Annotated in this window: 15 protein-coding genes; 7 read left to right on the plus strand and 8 right to left on the minus strand. The window is 59.4% G+C overall.

The genetic code is table 11. The features are described from left to right. Positions 1 to 43: 43 nt before the first annotated feature. A complete protein-coding gene (gene ppx, locus soil367_RS16265; protein ID WP_246065385.1) occupies positions 44 to 1,552 on the plus strand; it encodes an exopolyphosphatase in 1,509 nt (502 codons plus the stop codon). 8 nt (positions 1,553 to 1,560) lie between these two features. On the opposite strand, the gene abc-f is transcribed toward ppx, so the two are convergent. Further along, on the minus strand, positions 1,561 to 3,504 hold the full coding sequence (gene abc-f / locus soil367_RS16270; protein WP_136550090.1) for a ribosomal protection-like ABC-F family protein: 1,944 nt from the start codon (positions 3,502 to 3,504) through the stop codon (positions 1,561 to 1,563). A gap of 226 nt (positions 3,505 to 3,730) precedes the next feature. On the opposite strand from abc-f, the gene soil367_RS16275 reads away from it, so the two are divergent. The 3 genes from soil367_RS16275 to bamJ all read left to right on the plus strand — a co-directional run bounded on the left by soil367_RS16275 (position 3,731) and on the right by bamJ (position 5,559). Then, a complete protein-coding gene (locus soil367_RS16275) occupies positions 3,731 to 4,294 on the plus strand; it encodes a DUF2390 domain-containing protein (protein ID WP_136550091.1) in 564 nt (187 codons plus the stop codon). 20 nt (positions 4,295 to 4,314) lie between these two features. After that, complete coding sequence (locus soil367_RS19225; protein ID WP_425459985.1) at positions 4,315 to 4,629, plus strand: DUF4124 domain-containing protein; 315 nt, start codon at positions 4,315 to 4,317, stop codon at positions 4,627 to 4,629. 222 nt (positions 4,630 to 4,851) lie between these two features. Then, positions 4,852 to 5,559 (plus strand): BamJ family beta-barrel-assembly machinery protein, encoded by a 708-nt coding sequence (gene bamJ, locus soil367_RS16285; protein WP_136550093.1) that lies wholly within the window; start codon positions 4,852 to 4,854, stop codon positions 5,557 to 5,559. Between the two features lie 154 nt (positions 5,560 to 5,713). Here the strand turns inward: bamJ and rsd are convergent, their stop codons facing one another. Beyond that, on the minus strand, positions 5,714 to 6,202 hold the full coding sequence (gene rsd / locus soil367_RS16290; protein WP_136550094.1) for a sigma D regulator: 489 nt from the start codon (positions 6,200 to 6,202) through the stop codon (positions 5,714 to 5,716). Between the two features lie 56 nt (positions 6,203 to 6,258). Continuing rightward, the gene (locus soil367_RS16295) at positions 6,259 to 6,762 is read right to left on the minus strand and encodes a disulfide bond formation protein B (RefSeq protein WP_136550095.1); all 504 of its coding nucleotides are present in this window, start codon (positions 6,760 to 6,762) and stop codon (positions 6,259 to 6,261) included. Positions 6,763 to 6,970: 208 nt separating this feature from the next. On the opposite strand from soil367_RS16295, the gene soil367_RS18865 reads away from it, so the two are divergent. Continuing rightward, positions 6,971 to 7,414 (plus strand): flagellar basal body-associated FliL family protein, encoded by a 444-nt coding sequence (locus soil367_RS18865; protein WP_172962374.1) that lies wholly within the window; start codon positions 6,971 to 6,973, stop codon positions 7,412 to 7,414. 158 nt (positions 7,415 to 7,572) lie between these two features. Here soil367_RS18865 and rmf read toward each other — a convergent pair whose 3' ends face one another. From rmf to soil367_RS16320, 4 genes are all read right to left on the minus strand, one after another. After that, a complete protein-coding gene (rmf, locus tag soil367_RS16305) occupies positions 7,573 to 7,779 on the minus strand; it encodes a ribosome modulation factor (protein WP_136550097.1) in 207 nt (68 codons plus the stop codon). 351 nt (positions 7,780 to 8,130) lie between these two features. Then, positions 8,131 to 9,684 (minus strand): glutamate--cysteine ligase, encoded by a 1,554-nt coding sequence (gene gshA / locus soil367_RS16310; RefSeq protein ID WP_136550098.1) that lies wholly within the window; start codon positions 9,682 to 9,684, stop codon positions 8,131 to 8,133. Between the two features lie 43 nt (positions 9,685 to 9,727). Beyond that, complete coding sequence (locus soil367_RS16315; RefSeq protein WP_136550099.1) at positions 9,728 to 12,100, minus strand: Tex family protein; 2,373 nt, start codon at positions 12,098 to 12,100, stop codon at positions 9,728 to 9,730. A gap of 262 nt (positions 12,101 to 12,362) precedes the next feature. After that, complete coding sequence (locus soil367_RS16320; protein WP_136550100.1) at positions 12,363 to 14,126, minus strand: EAL domain-containing protein; 1,764 nt, start codon at positions 14,124 to 14,126, stop codon at positions 12,363 to 12,365. Positions 14,127 to 14,280: 154 nt separating this feature from the next. Here soil367_RS16320 and rep point away from each other — a divergent pair, with 154 nt between their 5' ends. Beyond that, on the plus strand, positions 14,281 to 16,302 hold the full coding sequence (gene rep, locus soil367_RS16325) for a DNA helicase Rep (RefSeq protein ID WP_136550101.1): 2,022 nt from the start codon (positions 14,281 to 14,283) through the stop codon (positions 16,300 to 16,302). 55 nt (positions 16,303 to 16,357) lie between these two features. Here the strand turns inward: rep and yhbY are convergent, their stop codons facing one another. Next, complete coding sequence (yhbY, locus tag soil367_RS16330; RefSeq protein WP_136550102.1) at positions 16,358 to 16,675, minus strand: ribosome assembly RNA-binding protein YhbY; 318 nt, start codon at positions 16,673 to 16,675, stop codon at positions 16,358 to 16,360. Positions 16,676 to 17,245: 570 nt separating this feature from the next. Here yhbY and ftsH point away from each other — a divergent pair. Further along, the gene (gene ftsH / locus soil367_RS16335) at positions 17,246 to 19,207 is read left to right on the plus strand and encodes an ATP-dependent zinc metalloprotease FtsH (protein WP_246065387.1); all 1,962 of its coding nucleotides are present in this window, start codon (positions 17,246 to 17,248) and stop codon (positions 19,205 to 19,207) included. The last annotated feature ends 145 nt before the right edge of the window (positions 19,208 to 19,352 follow it).

A 19,352-nucleotide genomic window follows, 5' to 3' on the forward strand; every position in this document is an offset into this window, starting at 1 on the left:
TCCCATCGAGAGGATTTCAAGATACGTGGCAGCACATCAATCAGTGAATAGCCCCTCAGAGCTTATCGCCGCCATCGATCTTGGCTCCAACAGCTTCCATATGGTTGTGGCCCGGCTGGTCCAGGGCGAAATCCGTACCCTTGAAAAAATGGGCGAAAAAGTACAGCTGGCGGCTGGTCTCGACAGTCGTAACAACCTGTCTGAGGAAGCCCAGCTCCGAGGGTTGGAGTGTCTTGGCCGTTTTGCCCAGCGCATCCGCGGAATGGACCGTGGCACGGTACAGGCTGTGGGCACCAATGCGCTGCGTGCGGCGCGCAATGCCCGACAGTTCATTCACCGGGCAGAAGAAGTGCTCGGGGTACCGGTCGAAATCATCGCCGGCCGTGAAGAAGCCCGCCTGATTTACCTGGGCGCTTCGCATACGCTGGCTGACGACGTGGGCCGCAGGCTGGTGATCGACATCGGTGGCGGCAGCACAGAGTTCATAATCGGCGAGCGCTTCGAGCCGCAGGAGATGGAAAGCCTGCACATGGGCTGCGTGTCCTTCCGCAACCGCTACTTCCCTGATGGCGAAATCACCGCCCGGCAGATGGACCGCGCGGTCACCCATGCCGCACAGGAGCTGCTCAACATCCGCTATCGCTTCCGCCAGCTCGGCTGGGACAGTTGTGTGGGTACCTCCGGCTCGATCAAGGCTGTGGTTTCGGTCGTGGAAGAAACCCTGCGCACCAGCTCGAACGGCGGTATTAGCCTGGACGACCTGAAACTCGTGCGTGAGCGCATGCTGGAGCTCGGCCGGGTCGATCGCCTGGAGACCATCGGCGTACGTGAAGACCGGCAATCCATTTTCCCGGCCGGCTTCGCGATTCTGCTGGCGGCGTTCGAATCGCTTGGAATCGAGCGACTGTCTTTCGCAGACGGCGCCCTGCGTGAAGGGCTTCTTTACGATACTGTCGGGCGCAGGCGCCATGAAGATGTACGCGAACGCACTATCCAGGCCCTGCAGACCCGCTACCACGTCGACGCGGCCCATGCCGCTGCGGTTGAAGAAACCGCAATGGCTGCTTACAGCCAGGTCGCTATCGCCTGGGGACTCGACGGCCCTGAGTTCGCCGACCTGCTGCGCTGGGCCTGCCGGATACATGAGGTTGGCCTGACAATCAGCCACACCCAGTACCACAAGCATGGCGCCTATCTTATACGTTACTCGGACCTGCCCGGGTTTTCGCGGGATGCCCAGACCACCCTCGCGACCTTGGTACGCGGACACCGCCGCAAGTTCAGCAACAATATTTTTCACGCGATTGAAGACGAAGACGAAGAGCGCCTGCGTCGCCTCAGCATTCTCCTGCGCCTGGGCGTGCTGTTGCAGCACGCCCACAACCAGGAGCCACCGCCCCCCTTCAGGCTGAAGCCCGGGAAGCGCAGGCTGGAAGTACGGTTCCCCACGGGCTGGCTCGATCAGCACCCTTTGACACGGGCCGACCTCGAAAATGAACAGGATTATCTCAGCCGCATGGATTACAAGCTGATCGTCGGCGAGGCTGACTAGTCACGGGGTCAATCCACGAGTTGCGCTTCCAGCTCCTCTACCGCCTCCCCGACCTCCAGCCACTCTGCTTCCGCATCGTCCAGCTGTGCTTTGGCCTCTGCCTGCCGAGCCAGCAGGGCCTTGAGATCAGACTTGCCCGCTTCTTCATATAGACGGGTATCGGTCAGGCTCTGCTCCAGTTCGGAAAGGAATTTCTGGAGGCGCTCGATGGTGGCTTCCAGGCTCTGCATCTTCTTTCTATACGGACTCAGCTGACGGCGCACCTCAGCTTCAGCCCGCTTGCGGAGCTTACGCTCATCGGCACTTTCGGCCCGTTCGTTACCGGTTTCTGTTGCAAGTCTGCCGGCAGCCGCCGATGACAGATCCGGGCTCGCTGTCGCCGCACGCCGCTCGACCAGCCAGCGCTCATAATCGTCCAGATCACCGTCGAACTCTCGCACCCGCCCCTGTTCCACCTGCCAGAACTCGTCGACCGTGTGGCGCAGCAGATGGCGGTCGTGGGAGACGACGACGAGCGCGCCCTCAAACTGCTGCAATGCGAACGTCAGAGCATCCCGCATGGCCAGATCAAGATGGTTGGTCGGCTCATCCAGCAACAGCACATTAGGTTTTTCCCACGCTACCAGCGCCAGAGCCAAGCGTGCTTTCTCGCCACCCGAAGCATTGCGGATTGTTGCCAGAGCATCGTCGTTGGAAAATCCGAAGCCACCCAGGAAATTACGAATGACCTGGTCGCTGACCTCCGGGGAGCGCCGATGCAGGTGCTGGAACGGGCTCGCGTTGAGGTCAAGCGCCTCAAGCTGGTGCTGGGCAAAATAGCCTGGGCGGAAGTGCTCGCCGGTGATACGGTCACCCGAAATCAGCGAGCGGGCGCCACGTAGCACTTCCATCAAAGTGGACTTGCCGGCACCGTTGGCACCCAGCAGCCCTACCCGCGTACCTGGCAACAGTGTCAGCTTGACCTCAGACAACAACGGGACCCCGCCGTGTCCCAGCACACCATCACGTATGGACAGCAGCGGATTCGAGGTCTTGTCGGCGGCCGGGAAACGAAACTCCAGCCCGGATTCAGACTGAACCGCAGCAATTTTTTCCATCCGCTCCAGTGCTTTGATACGACTCTGGGCCTGCCGCGCCTTGGTCGCCTGTGCCCGAAACCGGTCAATGAATCGCTGGATTTCGCCAATTCGCTGTTGCTGCCGCTCGAACTGCGCCTGCTGCTGAGACAGTCGCTGGGCTCGCTGTTGCTCGAAACCGCTGAAGTTGCCGGTGTACAGATCAAGGCGGCGACCCTGCAGGTGTATAATGTGCGTCGCCACGCGATCCATGAAATCCCGGTCATGGGATATGAACACCAGCGTGCCCGGATACCGCCGCAGCCACTGTTCCAGCCAGAAACAGGCATCGATATCCAGGTGGTTGGTCGGCTCGTCAAGCAGGAGCAGATCCGACGGCCGCATCAGAGCCTGTGCCAGATTGAGCCGGATGCGCCAGCCGCCTGAAAAACGGCTGACAGGCTGGTCCATCTGCTCGTCATTGAAACCCAGTCCACGCAGCAGCTCCTCGGCGCGACGCGGTGCAGACCAGGCTTCCATCAGGTCGAGTTCACCATGCAGGCGAGCTTGCCCCATATCGTCACCGGCCGCTTCAGCAGCCGCCAACTGCTGCTCAAGTAGCCGCAGCGGCTCATGGCCGTCCAAAACGTAGTCACGCGCCGTACGCTCAGAAACCCCGACTTCCTGGGCCATGTGGGCAATGCGGCACCCACCGGGCAAAGTGATACTGCCGGCATCCGGTGCGAGGTTGCCCAGGACAAGCTGGAAAAGGCTGGACTTGCCAGAACCATTGGCTCCAACCAGTGCAGCACGTTGACCGGGATGTATAGTTACGCTCGCGGCTTCCAGCAAGGGCTGGCCGCCGCGCTGCAGGCTCAGATCAGTAATTGTCAGCATCGGCGCATTTTATCCGCAAAGGCCACCTGCTGTCTGTCATATCAGCAACCCGGCCTGGTAATTCGGCGACGCCTCCACCCAGGAGCGTGAGCATCGCCGGGAGGCGATCTAAACCGACCGAACACCAGAGCCTGGGATCTGTGAGATAATACGGCGCTAAACGACAGGCCTCATCTCGCTGCGCATCAGGCCGGCGAGCGGTTAAAGCACAAGCCCAGGTCGCCCCATGGTCAACCAGACAGCGCAATTGCCCCCTGCACCTCTCCAGACTGACACGCCCCTATGGCAGTTTTCAGTCAAACTCTGGGGCAACCCCCGGTCAGCCGACGCAGCCCTGGCGTTACAGGCTCAGGGTTGGGTCGTTAGTCACCTGCTGGTAGCGGCCTTTTCTGCCCAGCAGGGCCGCGTCTGGGACGGTCGGGAGCCTGAAACCATCAAAGCGTGGCGGCAAGAAGCGACGATGAACCTGAGGTCTTTGCGGCGGTTTCTGCCAAAATCCCGGCCGGACCTGTCGGACCTGCGCCAACGATTGGCTCAAGCCGAACTCGAAGCGGAACGGATCGAACTCGCCTGGTGGTCCCTCCATCTACAACAGCAGCCGCTCCCGTCGACGCGCGCGCAAGGCGCACTGGCACTGCTCGCCGATAATCTTGCAGCAGCCGCGGAGCCGTCAGCACAGACAGTGGAACTACTGGCTGACTTTGCCTCGGAGCTTATCCCGGCAGCTACGCGAGAAGCGCTCACCGAAGCGCTGCAGGCCAGGGCAGGCTACGCGGACGAGCAAAAGTGAAGCGTGCGCTGATACTTGCGATGATTCTCCTTGCGATAGGCGTGGGACTGGTTTTCCTGAAATGGGATCCGGCTACGCGGGAACAGAGCCGCACGGCACACTCCGTCACACTGCCAGGCGCATTGCCGCCTTTTGAGGCCGAGGTACCGCTGCCACAAAGGGGCCAAAACAACCCTATTGTCTTCAAATGGAAGGACAAATACGGGACCTGGCACTACGGGGACTCGCCACCGCCTGATTCAGAAGCACAAGTGCTGAGGGTCGAACCCTTGGGTCCCGCCCTTGCAGAGCCTGCTCCAGCCAGCGCCAGTGAGCGAACAGCCCCACGCTCTTAACCTCACCGGTTTTCTTCCTGCGATCAGCGCCCAACGGCTATGGGAGCCGCAGGCCAGCTAAGCACTGGCGCGCATCATTGGAATCGAGCGCTTAAAAACGCTACCTTTAGCAATCATTAAAGCGCTCACCCTGGGGGCCACCACCCTGCTGCAGCTATTGAGCACAAGGTGCGCGGCGAAACAGGGCTCAACTTGGACCGGAAAAAGGAAAAGGAAAAAGCCATGAAGAAATCGCTACTCTCACTATCTATGGCGGGTCTGCTGCTCTCAACCGGCGCAGTCGCTCCGGCCATGGCGGCAGATGCCTCCCTGGAGACGGAAGAACAGAAAGTCAGCTACAGCATGGGGCTCGTATTCGGCCAGAGAATGCTGAGCGACATCGGTGAGATCGATACTGACAAGTTTATCGTCGGCATTCGGGACGGGCTGGAAGGCAACGACCCCAAGCTGACACAGGAAGAGATCCAGGGCGTTTTGCAGAGCTTCCAGCAAAAACAGCAGCAAAAGCAGATGGAGCAAATGAAAGCGATGGCCGACGATAACCTCGCGGCGGCCGAAGAGTTCCTGGAAGAGAACGCCGAGCGCGAAGGCGTCAAAACGACTGAGTCAGGCCTCCAGTACGAGATCATCACCGAAGGTTCGGGCGAGAGTCCTGAGCCCGGCGACCAGGTGAAAGTGCACTACGAGGGCACGCTGATCGACGGTACAGTGTTTGATAGCTCCCGTGAGCGCGGCGAGCCTGTAACCTTTGGCCTGAGTGACGTCATTCCCGGCTGGACCGAAGGCCTCCAGTTGATGAAGGAAGGCGGCCGCATGAAGCTTTTCGTACCCCCCGAGTTGGCCTACGGCCCAGGCGGAAACCGCTCCATTGGCCCCAACGAAGCACTCGTGTTTGACGTGGAGTTGCTGGAAGTGAACCCGCAGGACTGAGGTTCTTATAAACCCTGACACCCGGCCCGGCTCCGGAAGTCAGGGTGTGCGTTTACGGGCTCCGCTGGCTACCCGTGGCCTGGCTGACCATCCGCCAGGAGGGAATTAGAAATGGCCGGACCGCTGCCTATGCAGGCAGCGCGCGGTCTCACTTTCAGGCCACTTTTTCGGCGTGAACCGTGTGCAGGGATTCGATCAGCAAGTCTTCAAGCTCAAAGCGCTCTTCCAGAACCTCGCCCAGCTCAGACAGCCTTTTGTGCAACCCCTTGACCTCAACCTCTGACAGCTCAGCGTTACTGGCTTTGGTCGCGTCAAAGCGGTCGTTGAACGCCAAGGCGTGTTCGGTAGACGCGCTGATGCGCGGATAGATCTTACTGGCCAGCTCCAGACCGCCGTCGTCATATTCCCGCGCTTCCTGGATCAGCTTCTCGTACACCTCAAAATGCCCTGCGGAGACATAGTCGACCAGGATCTCACAGAGATACTCAAGACGGCGCTTGACCACTACTGTGTCGTTCATAGCCGAGACGCCACTCAGGCCACAGTACTGGACAATCAGATCCTGCCGCTCCCTGAGCCAGCGTTCAATAAGCTCTCCCACACTTCCCCACCGCTCTCTGGCGGTGCCAATGTTATCAGGCATGAAGCCTCCAAGACGTTATGGTTATTATTGGATAGTTTCAACAAACGTTACCCCAATCATTGATTTGCGGCAAGCAGACGGCGGAACAGAAGATAGACCATTGCGCAGGCGAACAATATAAAAGCAAAAAGGGTCCAACCGGGAATACTGATACCGAGAAACGTCCAACTGACCTTTGCGCAGTCCCCGGTCCCTTGCAAGGCAATCATGATGACATCCATCAGCGGAAAGGCCTCCAGCAAATAGTCCACACTGGGTCCGCACGCCGGCACCTGATCCGCCGGCAGACTCTGCAACCACAATTGGCGGCTGGCCAGGGCAGCACCGGCTGCCGACAGCAGAATAACCAGCCCGGCGTAAATGCTTGTACCCGTGCGTCCGGCCGGATTATGTAAGGCGGCCAGCAGTGCGACCACCCCAACACCAATCACAGCGACGCGCTGCAGCATGCAAAGCGGGCAGGGCAACAGCCCCATCACGTGTTCCATGAACAACGCAATGGCCATGAGTACGGCACAAGCTAAAAAAACGAGCAGAAACAGGGAACGGCTCAGCCGCATCGAAAATTCCTCTCAAGGTTTAGTAACGCAATGCTTAGCGCCAGCACTGGCCCAGGCGAATAGCCGTGACAGGGCCTTACCAGCGCTATCCCGTAAAGGCGCCAAGGGTAACCCGGAATGCGGCTGTGCTAAAAGCAGGCTGAGAGAGCGGCAGAGGGGCCAATCACCGTCTAAACTTGCGGGATCGGTTATTCAGGAAAATCTCCCAATGCCCATGCACACTCTGCGACAACTTTTCAGCACCCGCGCGCTCACTCTTCTGGTGCTTCTGACGCTGGCCGGACCCGCGAATTTTGCCGGCGCTGCAGCCAAGCAGGAAGACGGTACCGGCCCCGCTTATCTGGACCTTGGGCCTGCTTTTACGGTCAATGTTGGCGAAGCTGGCAATCAGCTCAGCTACGCCAAGGTCGAACTCACCCTGCGTATCGAAGGCAAACCCAACCTCGAGCGGGCAGATCACCACCGACCGGCACTACGGGACATTCTGGTTACCCTGCTGAGCAACCAGCCGCTCGAAAAGGTACAGGACAGTGATGGACGGGAAGCGGTACGCCTGACAGCGCTGGAACAGATACAGGCCTTTCTCGAGCAGGAAGAAGGCGAGCAACTGGTCACTGACGTGCTGTTCACCACTTTCGTCGTGCAACGCTAGAGTCTGGCAAGGCTAGAGCCCTGCAAGGCAGGGTTTTTGCGTCAGAAGATGCCGTAGCAGCGCCAGAGTTCTGCAATGCATTAACAGTCCGGCCTTTGCTCTGAACGGCGCCGGACACATGCCAACGGGACAGTCGTTACGCCAGCACGCCAATCAGCTCAGGCGATGCGGACCCGCTCGACTTTATGTGCCTCGGCGAGCGTGATCGCGCCATCTTCCCAGCCCGCTTCCCAGGCAGAGACGACGACGTCCCCACGGTAGGGGCAGCGATCCCGGGCCATACCGATATAGCCGGCTGCATAGCCCTGGCGGTACGCCCTGCTAAGGGATTCGAGGTCCCACCCAAGCCCATTCTGACGGGGCATGACCAGTCTCCTTGTGAACAGGTCAGATTTCAGTCGCAGCGTCCGCCTGCCCGCTACTGTAGTAAGTCGACTGAAACAGTAGCACCCGATCATAAATCGAACAATTGACTGCCCTTCCAATCTGTGGACCAGTGCTCGGTTGTCCGGAGGGAAACTGTCTGGTTGGGACGAGGTCTACCTAAAGGGCCTCTGATTAACGCCTGGATCGCCTCTGGTTTTCGAAGCTACTCACAATCAAGTCGGGACTTTCCTGGAAGGCTGGCTGCCTTTCAGGAATTCGCAACGCAGAGTGTGGGTAGCTTTGGTGGAGTGTGGGTAGGTTTGAAAGCCCCGAAGGGCGCGCGGAGGCGCTTACTGCGCGCGGTAGTGCGCCAGAAAGGCCTCAAAATCTGCTCCATCCTCGGCCTCGAGCTGCCGCGTCGCCGCAAGCGATGCCTCAGCTGCTGCACGCTCTGCTTCCATTTCTGACACGGTTAGACCTTCTTCACGCAACGCGCGTTGCTGATTTTCAGCCAGGCCGAGACTCCACTCGAGATAACCCACGCCCTGGGACTCCATTGCAGCCAAAGCCCGGGCTGAGGCAGTCTGGCTGTCGTCATCGAGTTTGGCGCGTTGCACTGCCAGAGCCCTCGTGTATTGCTGTCGACCGCTACTGCGGTCCAGCAGCTCGGCCAGCGGCACCAGCCGGTCGAATATGCGCGCGCCACAATCCCGGAGGCTATGCGATTCTTTGTTGACCTCCAGGCTCAAGTCGGCCCGCCGGCCTTCATTCACCACCTCACGGAAGTTATTGTCGAGAACGTCGCACTCCCGCGGGTCTATAGCGGGGCTCTCGCTCAGCAGGCAGTCCAGCAGGAACAGGTCAAGAAAATCGACCTGGGCCGCACTGATCCCAACTTCTGCAAACGGATCCAGGTCCAGGCAGCGCACCTCCACATACTCCACCCCTCGTGCCCTCAGGGCGTGGCTGGGCTTTTCGCCGCTCTGGGTGGTGCGTTTGGGCCGCATGGCGCTGTAATACTCGTTCTCGATCTGCAGCACGTTGGTATTGATCTGGATAGGCTCGCCGTTACGCCACAGCCCGATAGCCTCATAGGCCGGCCAGGGTGTGTGAATCGCCCGCTCCAGGGTTTCAATGTAAGTGTCGAGCCGGTTGAAACAGATGTTGAGCGAGGCCTGGGCATTGTTGTGGTAGCCCAGGTCGCCCATACGCAGCGATGTCGCCTTAGGGCTGTACCATGTCTGGTCGTCCCAGCGCTTGAGGTTGTGGGGCCGGCCGGCGACAAAAGACGCGTCAAGGGCAGGCGAACTGCCGAACAGGTACATCAGCAGCCAGGAGCGACGCCGGAAATTTCGGATCAGCCAGAAATACTGTTCGGACTTGAAATCCTGCAGAGTCTGGCCATCTGCGGCTAAACGCTGCCATTGTTTCCAGAACGCATCTGGCAGGGAGAAGTTATAGTGAGTGCCCGCAATACTCTGCATCACCCGGCCATAACGCACCGCCAGGCCCTGCCGGTAAACGTACTTGAGCCGACCCACGTTGGAGGTTCCGTACTCGGCAATGGGGATGCTGGCGTCCCCGTCTATACGGCAAGGCATGCTATTGGGCCAGAAGAGCTCATCGCCCAGGTTTAGCTGGACGTAGCTATGGATCTGACGCAGGGAGTGCAGCAGGGATTCTGTACTGTCACAAACCGGCGTAATCAACTCCAGCAGTGCTTCGGAGTAATCCGTGGTGATCCGGGGATGCGTCAGGGCCGAGCCCAGCGCGACCGGATGAGGGGTCTGGGCAATGAAGCCATTCCGGTCTACTCGTAACCCTTCCCTTTCAACCCCTTTCAGAAAGCCCGGCCACTGCTCGGCGATGAGCTCCTGAAATCGCTGCAGCCGCAGTTCGGCCATAGCTGATACTCCTGACATGTAAATGTACCCGCCGAGCGGGCCGTTAGGTTCGACGCCCTGCTTTGCGCATGGCTTCAGCCAGGGCACCGGCCATGGCGCCCCCTTGCTGACCTGCTCCTGCAGCCGTGCTCTCCCGGCCGCGTGAAGCCTGTTGTGGGCGGTCTTTCGCTCCGGGCGAGGCATTCCGCGCTGACCGGCCAGCGTTAGGCGATGATGTGTCGCCTGGGCGGCTGGCTTCACCGGGCTGATCTTCCATACGCATGGTCAGGGCGACACGTCGGCGTTTCTCATCGACTTCAAGAACCTTCACTTTAACGATATCACCGGTTTTGACCACTTCCCGGGGATCCTTGACGAACCGGTTGGCCAGCGCTGAGATATGGACCAGCCCGTCCTGATGCACGCCGATGTCAACAAAGGCACCAAAGTTCGTGACGTTGGTGACGCTACCCTCCAGTACCATGCCCGGCTTGAGGTCGGCCAGGCTTTCCACACCTTCCTGGAAGCTGGCAAAGCGGAACTCCGGGCGGGGGTCACGCCCCGGCTTTTCCAGCTCGGCGAGAATATCGCGCACGGTGGGCAGGCCGAACTTATCGGTGACATAGTCTTCCGCCCGGAGAGAGCGGAGGAAGTCGCGGTCCCCTATCAGCGAGGCAATATCGCGCTTGTTGCGTCGCGCGATTTCCTCGACGACGCCGTAGGCCTCAGGGTGAACAGTGGACGCATCGAGCGGGTCGGAACCGCTCATGATGCGGAGGAAACCGGCCGCCTGCTCAAACGTTTTCGCCCCCAGGCGCGGTACTTTCAGAAGGGCGCGGCGACTGGTAAAGGCGCCGTTCTGGTCACGGAAACTTACGATGTTTTCAGCGGTTATCGGGTTAAGCCCTGAAACCCGCGTCAGCAAAGGTGCCGACGCGGTATTGAGGTCGACCCCTACGGCATTCACGCAATCTTCCACTACCGCGCCCAGGCTGCGGGACAGCTGGACCTGAGAGACATCATGCTGGTACTGACCGACACCAATGGACTTGGGTTCGATTTTCACCAGTTCCGCCAATGGATCCTGCAAGCGCCGGGCGATTGAGACTGCTCCGCGGATGGTCACATCCAGGTCGGGCAATTCCTTGGACGCGAACTCAGAGGCGGAGTAAATCGATGCTCCCGCCTCACTGACGAGAATACGCGTCAGTTTCAGCTCAGGATGCTTCTGCATCAACTCGGCCACCAGCTTCTCTGTTTCCCGGCTGGCTGTGCCGTTGCCAATTGCAACGATCTCGATGGCGTATTGCCGACACCACCTGGCCAGCTGACTAATGGATTCGTCCCACTGATTCCGGGGCGCATGAGGAAAAATGCCGCCGTGCCCGACCACTTTGCCAGTCTGGTCAATAATCGCGACCTTGACACCGGTTCGCAGCCCCGGGTCCAGGCCCAGTGTCGCCCGCGGACCTGCTGGGGCAGCCAGCAACAGATCCTGCAGATTGTTCGCAAACACGCGAATGGCCTCGTCTTCAGCCGATTCCCGCAGGCGCCCCATGAGATCGGTTTCCAGATGGGTGGCAAGCTTTACCCGCCAGGTCCAGCGCACGACTTCCTGTAGCCAGCGGTCACCCGGCCGGCTCCTGTCTTCGACTTGCCAGCGCCGCGCGATCATAGCTTCACAGGGGTGCGGCTGGCCGGGTGCTTGCTCAGCGTCACCGACGACCAGGCTATAGGTCAGGACGCCCTCGTTGCGGCCCCGAAAAATGGCGAGCGCCCGGTGGGACGGAACCCGGCGCAGCGGTTCCCGATGGTCGAAGTAATCTCGGAACTTCGCGCCTTCCTGCTCCTTGCCCTGGATGACGGTCACCTGTATATCAGCGTTCTGCCAGAGGTAGTCGCGAAGCCTTCCGAGCAACTCGGCATCCTCGGCAAAGCGTTCCATCAGAATGTATTTGGCGCCATCCAGAGCGGCCTTCGTGTCCGCCACCCCCGCCTCGGCGTTGACGTATCCCGCAGCGGTCTGCTCTGGGTCGAGAGCGGGATCCCCGTACAGCTGGTCCGCCAGTGGCTCAAGGCCGGCTTCCCGAGCGATCTGACCCTTAGTGCGCCGCTTTGGCTTGAACGGGAGGTAAAGGTCTTCGAGACGCCCTTTACTGTCGGCATCGGCTATGGCTGAAGCCAGGGCGTCAGTCAGCTTGCCCTGCTCATCAATGCTTTTCAGCACCGCCTGCCGCCGATCTTCCAGCTCCCGCAGATAATTCAGGCGCTCATCGAGGTTCCGCAGCTGGGTATCGTCCAGCGAACCGGTGACCTCTTTGCGATAACGGGCAATGAAAGGCACCGTCGAACCTTCGTCCAGAAGCTGGACGGTAGCCCGGACCTGTTCGGCCCTCACCTGGAGCTCGTTGGCGATCTGCTGGTAAATCTTGTCCATAACACCTCTGGAAGACGGGTAATGATCAGCCGGACACCTGGCAGCCCGGAACTCGAAGGGAGCGGCATTATAGGGCGCCCAGAGCCTTCGCTCCACTGTCGGCCCACTGTCGGCACAGTGCCGGGCCAATCTATAGCCTAATGGCTAATCACGGCCATTTTGCTGACTCTTCATTGGCCACCACTGCTTTTGCTTTGCCAGCCAATATTCTATGCGTCGCCGGCTACTTCGCTCATGCGCTCGAGGACAGCTTCGCCCAACTTCAGTGCCCGCCCCTTCGCGCCGCAATTATGCGGTGCGGCCCTTCCAGATAGTCGAGCAGATCAGCCCAAGGCATCGGCCGCGCGTAATAATATCCCTGGATCTGATCGCACTTGAGAGCGCTCAGAAAAGCCAACTGACCCGCTGTTTCAACGCCTTCGGCAACAACCTTTTTACGCAGACTGTGGGATAGGCTGATGATAGCGCTGACAATATGCTGGGCATCTTCGTCGCTCTCAACGCGCTGGACAAACGATTTGTCGATCTTAACAAGCGAAATGGGCAGGTTCTGCAGATGACTCAGGGATGAAAAGCCCGTCCCAAAGTCATCCAGAGCGAAGCTCAGCCCAAGACTGTGAAGCTCCCGCAGACAACGTTGGGCATAGTCCGGGTCGTGCATCATCGCGCTCTCGGTCAGCTCAAGTTCAAGCAGGCGGGTGTCGATATTGGCGTTGTATATAATACGGAACATCGTGTCCGTCATGCGCCGGTCGTGGAACTGGCGGAAGGACAGGTTGACGGCGAAGACCAGTTCGCTGTAGCCCAGCACAGCGGCTTCGCGCAGGCGCATGCAGGCCTGCTCGATGACCCAGTAACCAATCGGTACGATCAACCCGCTTCGCTCCGCCGCGGGGATAAACTCGTCCGGCGCAACCCGTCCACGCACAGGATGGTTCCAGCGCAGCAGGCATTCGACCCCAGCGACGCCCCGGCCATTTATCAACACCCGTGGCTGGAAATGAAGCTCAAGCTCGCCTTTTCGCAGCGCATCGCGCAGTTCGGCCTCAAGCTGAAGTTGCCGGCCGCCGGCCTGCGCGAAATGGCTGCTGAAATAACGATGGCTGGTACCCGTGTCCCGCTTGGCTTCGAACATGGCCCGGTTAGCGCAGCCGGTCAGGCCATCCACCGTAGCACCTGCTTCTGGATAGATCGCGATGCCGATGCTGACGGTGACCAGCAGGGCCCTGCCAGCTACTTCGAAGGGCGCATTCAACGCATCGGCCAACTTGATAACGAACTCATTGGTATCGAAGCCACTATCTATCGCTTCAACCACCACAGCGAGATCATCCCCGCCAATGCGTATCAGCTGGCCCTTTTCCTGCAGGATCGTTTTAACCCGCTCTGCTAGAAGCGCAAGAATCTGGTCGCCGGCCTGGTAACCGAGGGCTTCGTTAAAAGCTCGAAAGTCGTCCACATTGACATGAAACAACGCGAGCCGCTGCTTGGCTTCATCACAGCGGCGCATCGCCCTTTCCAGGATGTCAAAAAACCGGGCCCGGTCGACGCCGGTGACAGACTGTGGATTTCTTACCGGACCGCTGCGCACCCGGTCTTCCGCCGGCCTGGCGAGCCAGACGCTACGGCAGGCTCGCACCAGGTTCCAGCCGGTGAGCCTCGTCCGGCAGAGATAGTCCGAGGCGCCCAGGGATTTCCAGAAAGCGACAGCTTCCTCCTCGGGCGCATCTCCCAGCACCAGGATCGGCGAATCGCCCCCGGCACTTAGTAGAAGGTTGAGGAACAGCTCATGGGATGCGGGGTCGGTGAACGCGAAGGGCGCGTGCCAGATAACGAGATCAAAGACATTACGCTGCAGCAGATCTTCGCAGGCCTCCAGACGGTGGCAGCGACTTAGCTGAATATTCTCCTGCGTGCACCCGAAAAGCTCGCTCAGCCATTCGTAGTCCTCCTGTTGCTCAGTGAGAACCAGAACCTGGCGCAGACTATCGGGCCACTCCGCCTCGGTATCAACAGTTCCAGACACGCTACGCTCCCTGCTTTTGCGGCTAATGATTTTGTTCTACAGCGTGACTAACGGTTTTGGCGTCCCTGTGGGAATACTGTAGCCCGGTAAAGCCTGCTCTGCCCATTGTAAATTTGATAGAATGCTTGCCCATTGTCGCGAGCCCGTAGAGCCTGTGTCTGAATTAAACCCCCGCCAACGCGAAGCCGTCCGCTATATCGACGGCCCACTTCTGGTACTGGCGGGCGCCGGTAGCGGCAAAACGAGCGTTATTACCCGGAAAATCGCTTACCTGATAGAGCAGAAAGGTATGCCGGCACGGCATATTGCCGCCGTCACGTTCACCAATAAAGCCGCGCGGGAGATGAAGGAGCGGGTGGGTCGGCTGGTGCATCGCAGCCAGACCCGCGGACTGATTGTTTCGACCTTCCATAACCTGGGCCTGACGATCCTGCGCGACGAGCACGACCATATTGGCTATCACCCGGGCTTTTCCATCTTTGACGCGGAAGATGCGAAAGCGCTGCTGCGTGACCTGCTTCTGCAACAGGCGCCCGATAGTGGCGATGAAGTCGCTGATATCCAGATGACTTTGTCGAACTGGAAGAACGCGCTATGGCTGCCCCAGCAGGCACTCAGCCACGCCCGGGATGAGCGCGAACAGCGCTTCGCACTCATTTATCAGCAGTACGCCGAGTACCTCAAGGCTTACAATGCCCTCGATTTTGACGACCTGATCCTGCTGCCCGTGCTGTTATTCCGGAACCATCCGGACGTGCTGGACAAGTGGCGGCGGCGAATCCGCTATCTGCTTGTGGACGAGTACCAGGACACGAATATCAGCCAGTACGAGCTGGTCAAGCTGTTGGTGGCGGACCGCAGCGCTTTCACCGTGGTCGGTGATGACGACCAGTCGATCTACGCCTGGCGCGGCGCACGGCCGGAGAACCTTAACCAGCTCAAGAGCGACTTCCCGAGCCTGAAGATCGTCAAGCTGGAACAGAACTACCGCTCTACCAGCCGCATACTCAAGGCGGCAAACACACTCATTGCCAACAACCCCCACCTGTTCGAGAAAGCATTATGGAGTGAGCTGGGTTACGGGGACCCCCTGCGAATTATCCGCACCCGTAATGAAGAGGCAGAAGTCGAGCGCGTAGCTACCGAGATTATCGACGCCAAGCTCAAACGGGGCCTGGCTTTTCAGGATTTTGCCGTGTTGTACCGCGGCAACCATCAGGCCCGCCTACTGGAAGTCAAACTCCAGGCGTTTCGCATCCCCTACCGGATTTCAGGCGGCACCTCTTTTTTCTCGCGTAACGAGATAAAGGACGCGATGGCCTATTTACGGTTGTTGATCAATCCCGACGACGATGTTGCCTTCTTTCGCGTCATCAATGTGCCTCGCCGTGAGATAGGCCCTAAAACGCTTGAACAGCTCTCGGCCTATGCTCGCCTGCGCAATATGAGCCTGATCCGGGCCCTCTCCGAAATGGGCGCGCAGAGCCATATCACCGAGCGGGCGCTGGCCAAACTGCAGCGCTTCGCCGACTGGTTGCAGCGCACCTGCGAGCGCCTCCATCAGGAAGATCCCATTCCGGTGATCAAGCAGGTCTTCACCGATATCGAGTACGAAGAGTGGCTCCATCAGAACTCCAACACGCCAGCACAGGCGCAGAAGCGCATGCAGAATGTCTGGCTACTGGTAGATTCGATCCAGAGCATGCTGGAATCGGACAAGGGCACCGCTGACGAGATTGATATCGAAACCGCCATCAGCCGCCTGATTCTGCGGGACCTGCTGGAACAGCAGGAAGAGGAGGACGATAGCGATAAGGTCCAGCTGCTTACCCTGCACGCCTCCAAAGGCCTGGAATTTCCCCATGTATTCATAATGGGCCTGGAAGAGGAAATCCTTCCACACCGCTCCAGCATTGAAGAGAACAACATAGAGGAAGAGCGTCGGCTGATGTATGTGGGCATCACCCGCGCGCGCCAGACCCTGACCATGACCTATGCGGCGCACCGGAAGCAATACGGCGAAAAGATCGAGACCATTCCCAGCCGTTTCCTGGACGAGTTGCCACAGGATGACCTTCAGTGGGAGGGCCAGGGAGAGAAGGATCCCGAGATCAACCGCAGCAAAGGCAAGGCCACATTCTCAGCCTTGCTCGGTGACCTGCAGGACAACACCTGACTTACCCACAACATGTGAAGCCGTATCTGGTGCTGCCAGCGATGGGTAGAGGTACTCAGGCCTGGCCGGCGGCCCGGGACAGGTTCGACAGTTTGGGGTTGGGTTTGCGGCTGCGTCGCAGCAGGACGGCAACCCGGCCGATCAGCTGTACCAACTCCGCGCCGGTGGCCTGGCATAGGGCATCAGCCTGTTCCGTACGCGCTTCTTTCTCGCCCCCGGCGACCTTGACCTTGATCAGCTCGTGGTCGTTCAGAGCCCGCTCGATTTCGTCCCGCACGCCTTCACTCAGGCCTTTGTCTCCCAGGGTGACTACGGGCTTGAGGTGATGCGCAATAGCGCGGTATTCGCGGCGTTGGGCCGAGGAAAGACTCATAATGGATGTACTCGATCAGAACGATAGGAATAATTGGAAACGCAGACCCAGCTTCGTTGCCGTATAATGACTATATTGTATCAGGCGAACCGCCTTAGAGGCCTAAGGGATTGTATCAGGCGCACAGCCCCAGGGTGAATCCGCGTTACGCTCAACGGCACAGGTGCGCGCACCAGAATCGTTTGAATAGGCTGGCACCGGATTTCTGACACAAGGTCCGCCGGGTCACAGCGGCTGACATTGCAATCTGTGATCTGGCCCCAACTATGAAAGGGCGGGCTTCTGCAGACCTGGCTCCGTCGAGGACCTTGCTGGAGTCGTCACGCTGGCATTGCCCTGCTGGAACTTGCTATGGAATTTGCGGTCAACGTACGCAAGCCCGGCGACACTGTTCTGACCAACGTCATTCCACAGATCGTCAGCAAAGCCTGATATTCTGAGCACATGAAAACCGGGACATATTGTTCCGAAGCGTTAATCGGGCGACTGGCTGGCACCGGTCGGTTTGATGTATGGTTCTCACGAGGTGTGTCGCATCGGCGGCCACTGATCATTCACAGGTAGGTCACCTTGAACGATATGGCAAAAAATCTGGTTCTCTGGCTCATCATAGCCGCCGTGCTGCTGATGGTTTTTCAAAACTTCAGCCCCACCACACCTGAACGCCAGGTCAGTTACTCCGAATTTGTGCAGATGGTACAGGACGGCCAGGTCAAGGCTGTGACCATCGACGGGCTGACCATAGAGGGCGAGCGGGCCGATAACATCAGGTTCGAGACCACGCGTCCGCCGGTGCCCGACAGCAAGCTGATGGACGACCTGTTGGCCAATGACGTGACCGTCGTCGGCAAGGAACCAGAGCGCCAGAGCATTTGGACCCAGCTGCTGGTAGCCTCCTTCCCGATCCTGATTATCATCGCGATCTTCATGTTCTTCATGCGGCAGATGCAGGGCGGCGGTGGCGGCAAAGGCCCCATGTCGTTCGGCAAGAGCAAGGCCCGCCTGATGAGCGAGGACCAGATCAAGACCACCTTTAATGACGTAGCCGGTGTCGACGAAGCCAAGGAAGACGTTAAGGAACTGGTCGATTTCCTCAAGGACCCCAGTAAGTTCCAGCGCCTGGGTGGCCGCATTCCGCGCGGCGTCCTCATGGTCGGCCCACCCGGTACCGGTAAGACGCTGCTGGCCAAAGCCATTGCCGGCGAAGCCAAGGTGCCTTTCTTCTCGATTTCCGGTTCCGACTTCGTTGAAATGTTTGTCGGGGTGGGCGCGTCACGCGTCCGGGATATGTTCGAGCAGGCCAAGAAGCAGAGCCCCTGCATTATCTTTATCGACGAGATTGATGCCGTAGGCCGTCACCGCGGCGCAGGCATGGGCGGCGGGCACGACGAGCGCGAGCAGACACTCAACCAGCTTCTGGTCGAGATGGACGGCTTTGAAGGCAATGAAGGCGTTATTGTCATCGCCGCCACCAACCGGCCCGACGTTCTTGACCCCGCACTGCTGCGCCCCGGCCGGTTTGACCGACAGGTTGTGGTTAACCTGCCTGACATTATCGGCCGCGAGCACATCCTGAAAGTACACCTTGGCAAGGTCCCTCTGGCCGAAGACGTGGTGCCGCAGGTGATTGCGCGGGGCACGCCCGGCTTCTCGGGCGCCGATCTGGCCAACCTGGTTAACGAAGCGGCCCTGTTTGCGGCGCGTCGGAACCAGCGCCTTGTCACCATGCAGGAGCTGGAGCTGGCCAAAGACAAGATCATGATGGGCGCCGAGCGCAAGTCCATGGTGATGAACGAAAAAGAAAAGAGGAACACCGCTTACCACGAGTCCGGCCACGCGATAATCGGGCGACTGATGCCCGAGCACGACCCGGTCTACAAAGTAAGCATTATCCCACGCGGTCGGGCTCTGGGTGTGACGATGTTCCTGCCGGAGGAAGACCGTTACAGCCACAGCAAGCGCTTCCTCATCGGCCAGATCTGTAGTTTGTTCGGCGGTCGCATCGCTGAAGAGCTGACCCTGGGTCATGATGGCGTGACGACCGGGGCATCGAACGATATCAAACGAGCCACCGAACTGGCGCGTAACATGGTCACCAAGTGGGGCCTGTCAGACAAACTCGGCCCCCTCATGTATGACGGCGAATCAGAAGAACCTTTCCTCGGACGCCAGGCGGGGCAGGGCCAGCGCCAGTACAGCCCGGAAACCGCACAGCGTATTGATGAGGAAGTTCGCAGCATAATCGATCAGTGCTACGAGACCGCACACCGGTTGCTGACCGAAAATATGGACAAGCTGCATGTGATGGCCGAAGCGCTCATGAACTTCGAGACGATCGACGCCAAACAGATCGACGACATCATGGCTGGAAAGGAGCCCCGTACGCCGGACAACTGGAATGACCGCGATGGCAGCGGTGGTGCCAAGGCGACCCGCGACATGAACGATGCAGATCAGGTTGAGCCCGATGAGGGCGATAAAGACCGCCCCCGCCCCGACAGTGGCGTGGGAAGGCCCGCCGGGGAGCATTAAACGGCTCCCAGCTACGCCGCCGCCGGACTCCGGACGGCGGCGTTTTTTATGGCGGTATGGCCAAAGGTTTTACGGCACTTTAACACCGCCCGCTGCCCTGCCCCCCTCGCTTATGGCAAGATAGCCTCCACCAGAAGGTAATCAG

The sequence above is a fragment of the Hydrocarboniclastica marina genome (assembly GCF_004851605.1).
Classification (GTDB): Bacteria; Pseudomonadota; Gammaproteobacteria; order Pseudomonadales; family Oleiphilaceae; genus Hydrocarboniclastica; species Hydrocarboniclastica marina.

Excerpts from the sequence above, each read along its gene's own strand:
- abc-f (WP_136550090.1), bottom strand. The coding sequence starts at position 3,504 with ATGCTGACAATTACTGATCTGAGCCTGCAGCGCGGCGGCCAGCCCTTG.
- soil367_RS16275 (WP_136550091.1), top strand. The coding sequence starts at position 3,731 with ATGGTCAACCAGACAGCGCAATTGCCCCCTGCACCTCTCCAGACTGAC.
- soil367_RS19225 (WP_425459985.1), top strand. The coding sequence starts at position 4,315 with ATGATTCTCCTTGCGATAGGCGTGGGACTGGTTTTCCTGAAATGGGAT.
- bamJ (WP_136550093.1), top strand. The coding sequence starts at position 4,852 with ATGAAGAAATCGCTACTCTCACTATCTATGGCGGGTCTGCTGCTCTCA.
- rsd (WP_136550094.1), bottom strand. The coding sequence starts at position 6,202 with ATGCCTGATAACATTGGCACCGCCAGAGAGCGGTGGGGAAGTGTGGGA.
- soil367_RS16295 (WP_136550095.1), bottom strand. The coding sequence starts at position 6,762 with ATGCGGCTGAGCCGTTCCCTGTTTCTGCTCGTTTTTTTAGCTTGTGCC.
- soil367_RS18865 (WP_172962374.1), top strand. The coding sequence starts at position 6,971 with ATGCCCATGCACACTCTGCGACAACTTTTCAGCACCCGCGCGCTCACT.
- rmf (WP_136550097.1), bottom strand. The coding sequence starts at position 7,779 with ATGCCCCGTCAGAATGGGCTTGGGTGGGACCTCGAATCCCTTAGCAGG.
- gshA (WP_136550098.1), bottom strand. The coding sequence starts at position 9,684 with ATGGCCGAACTGCGGCTGCAGCGATTTCAGGAGCTCATCGCCGAGCAG.
- soil367_RS16315 (WP_136550099.1), bottom strand. The coding sequence starts at position 12,100 with ATGGACAAGATTTACCAGCAGATCGCCAACGAGCTCCAGGTGAGGGCC.
- yhbY (WP_136550102.1), bottom strand. The coding sequence starts at position 16,675 with ATGAGTCTTTCCTCGGCCCAACGCCGCGAATACCGCGCTATTGCGCAT.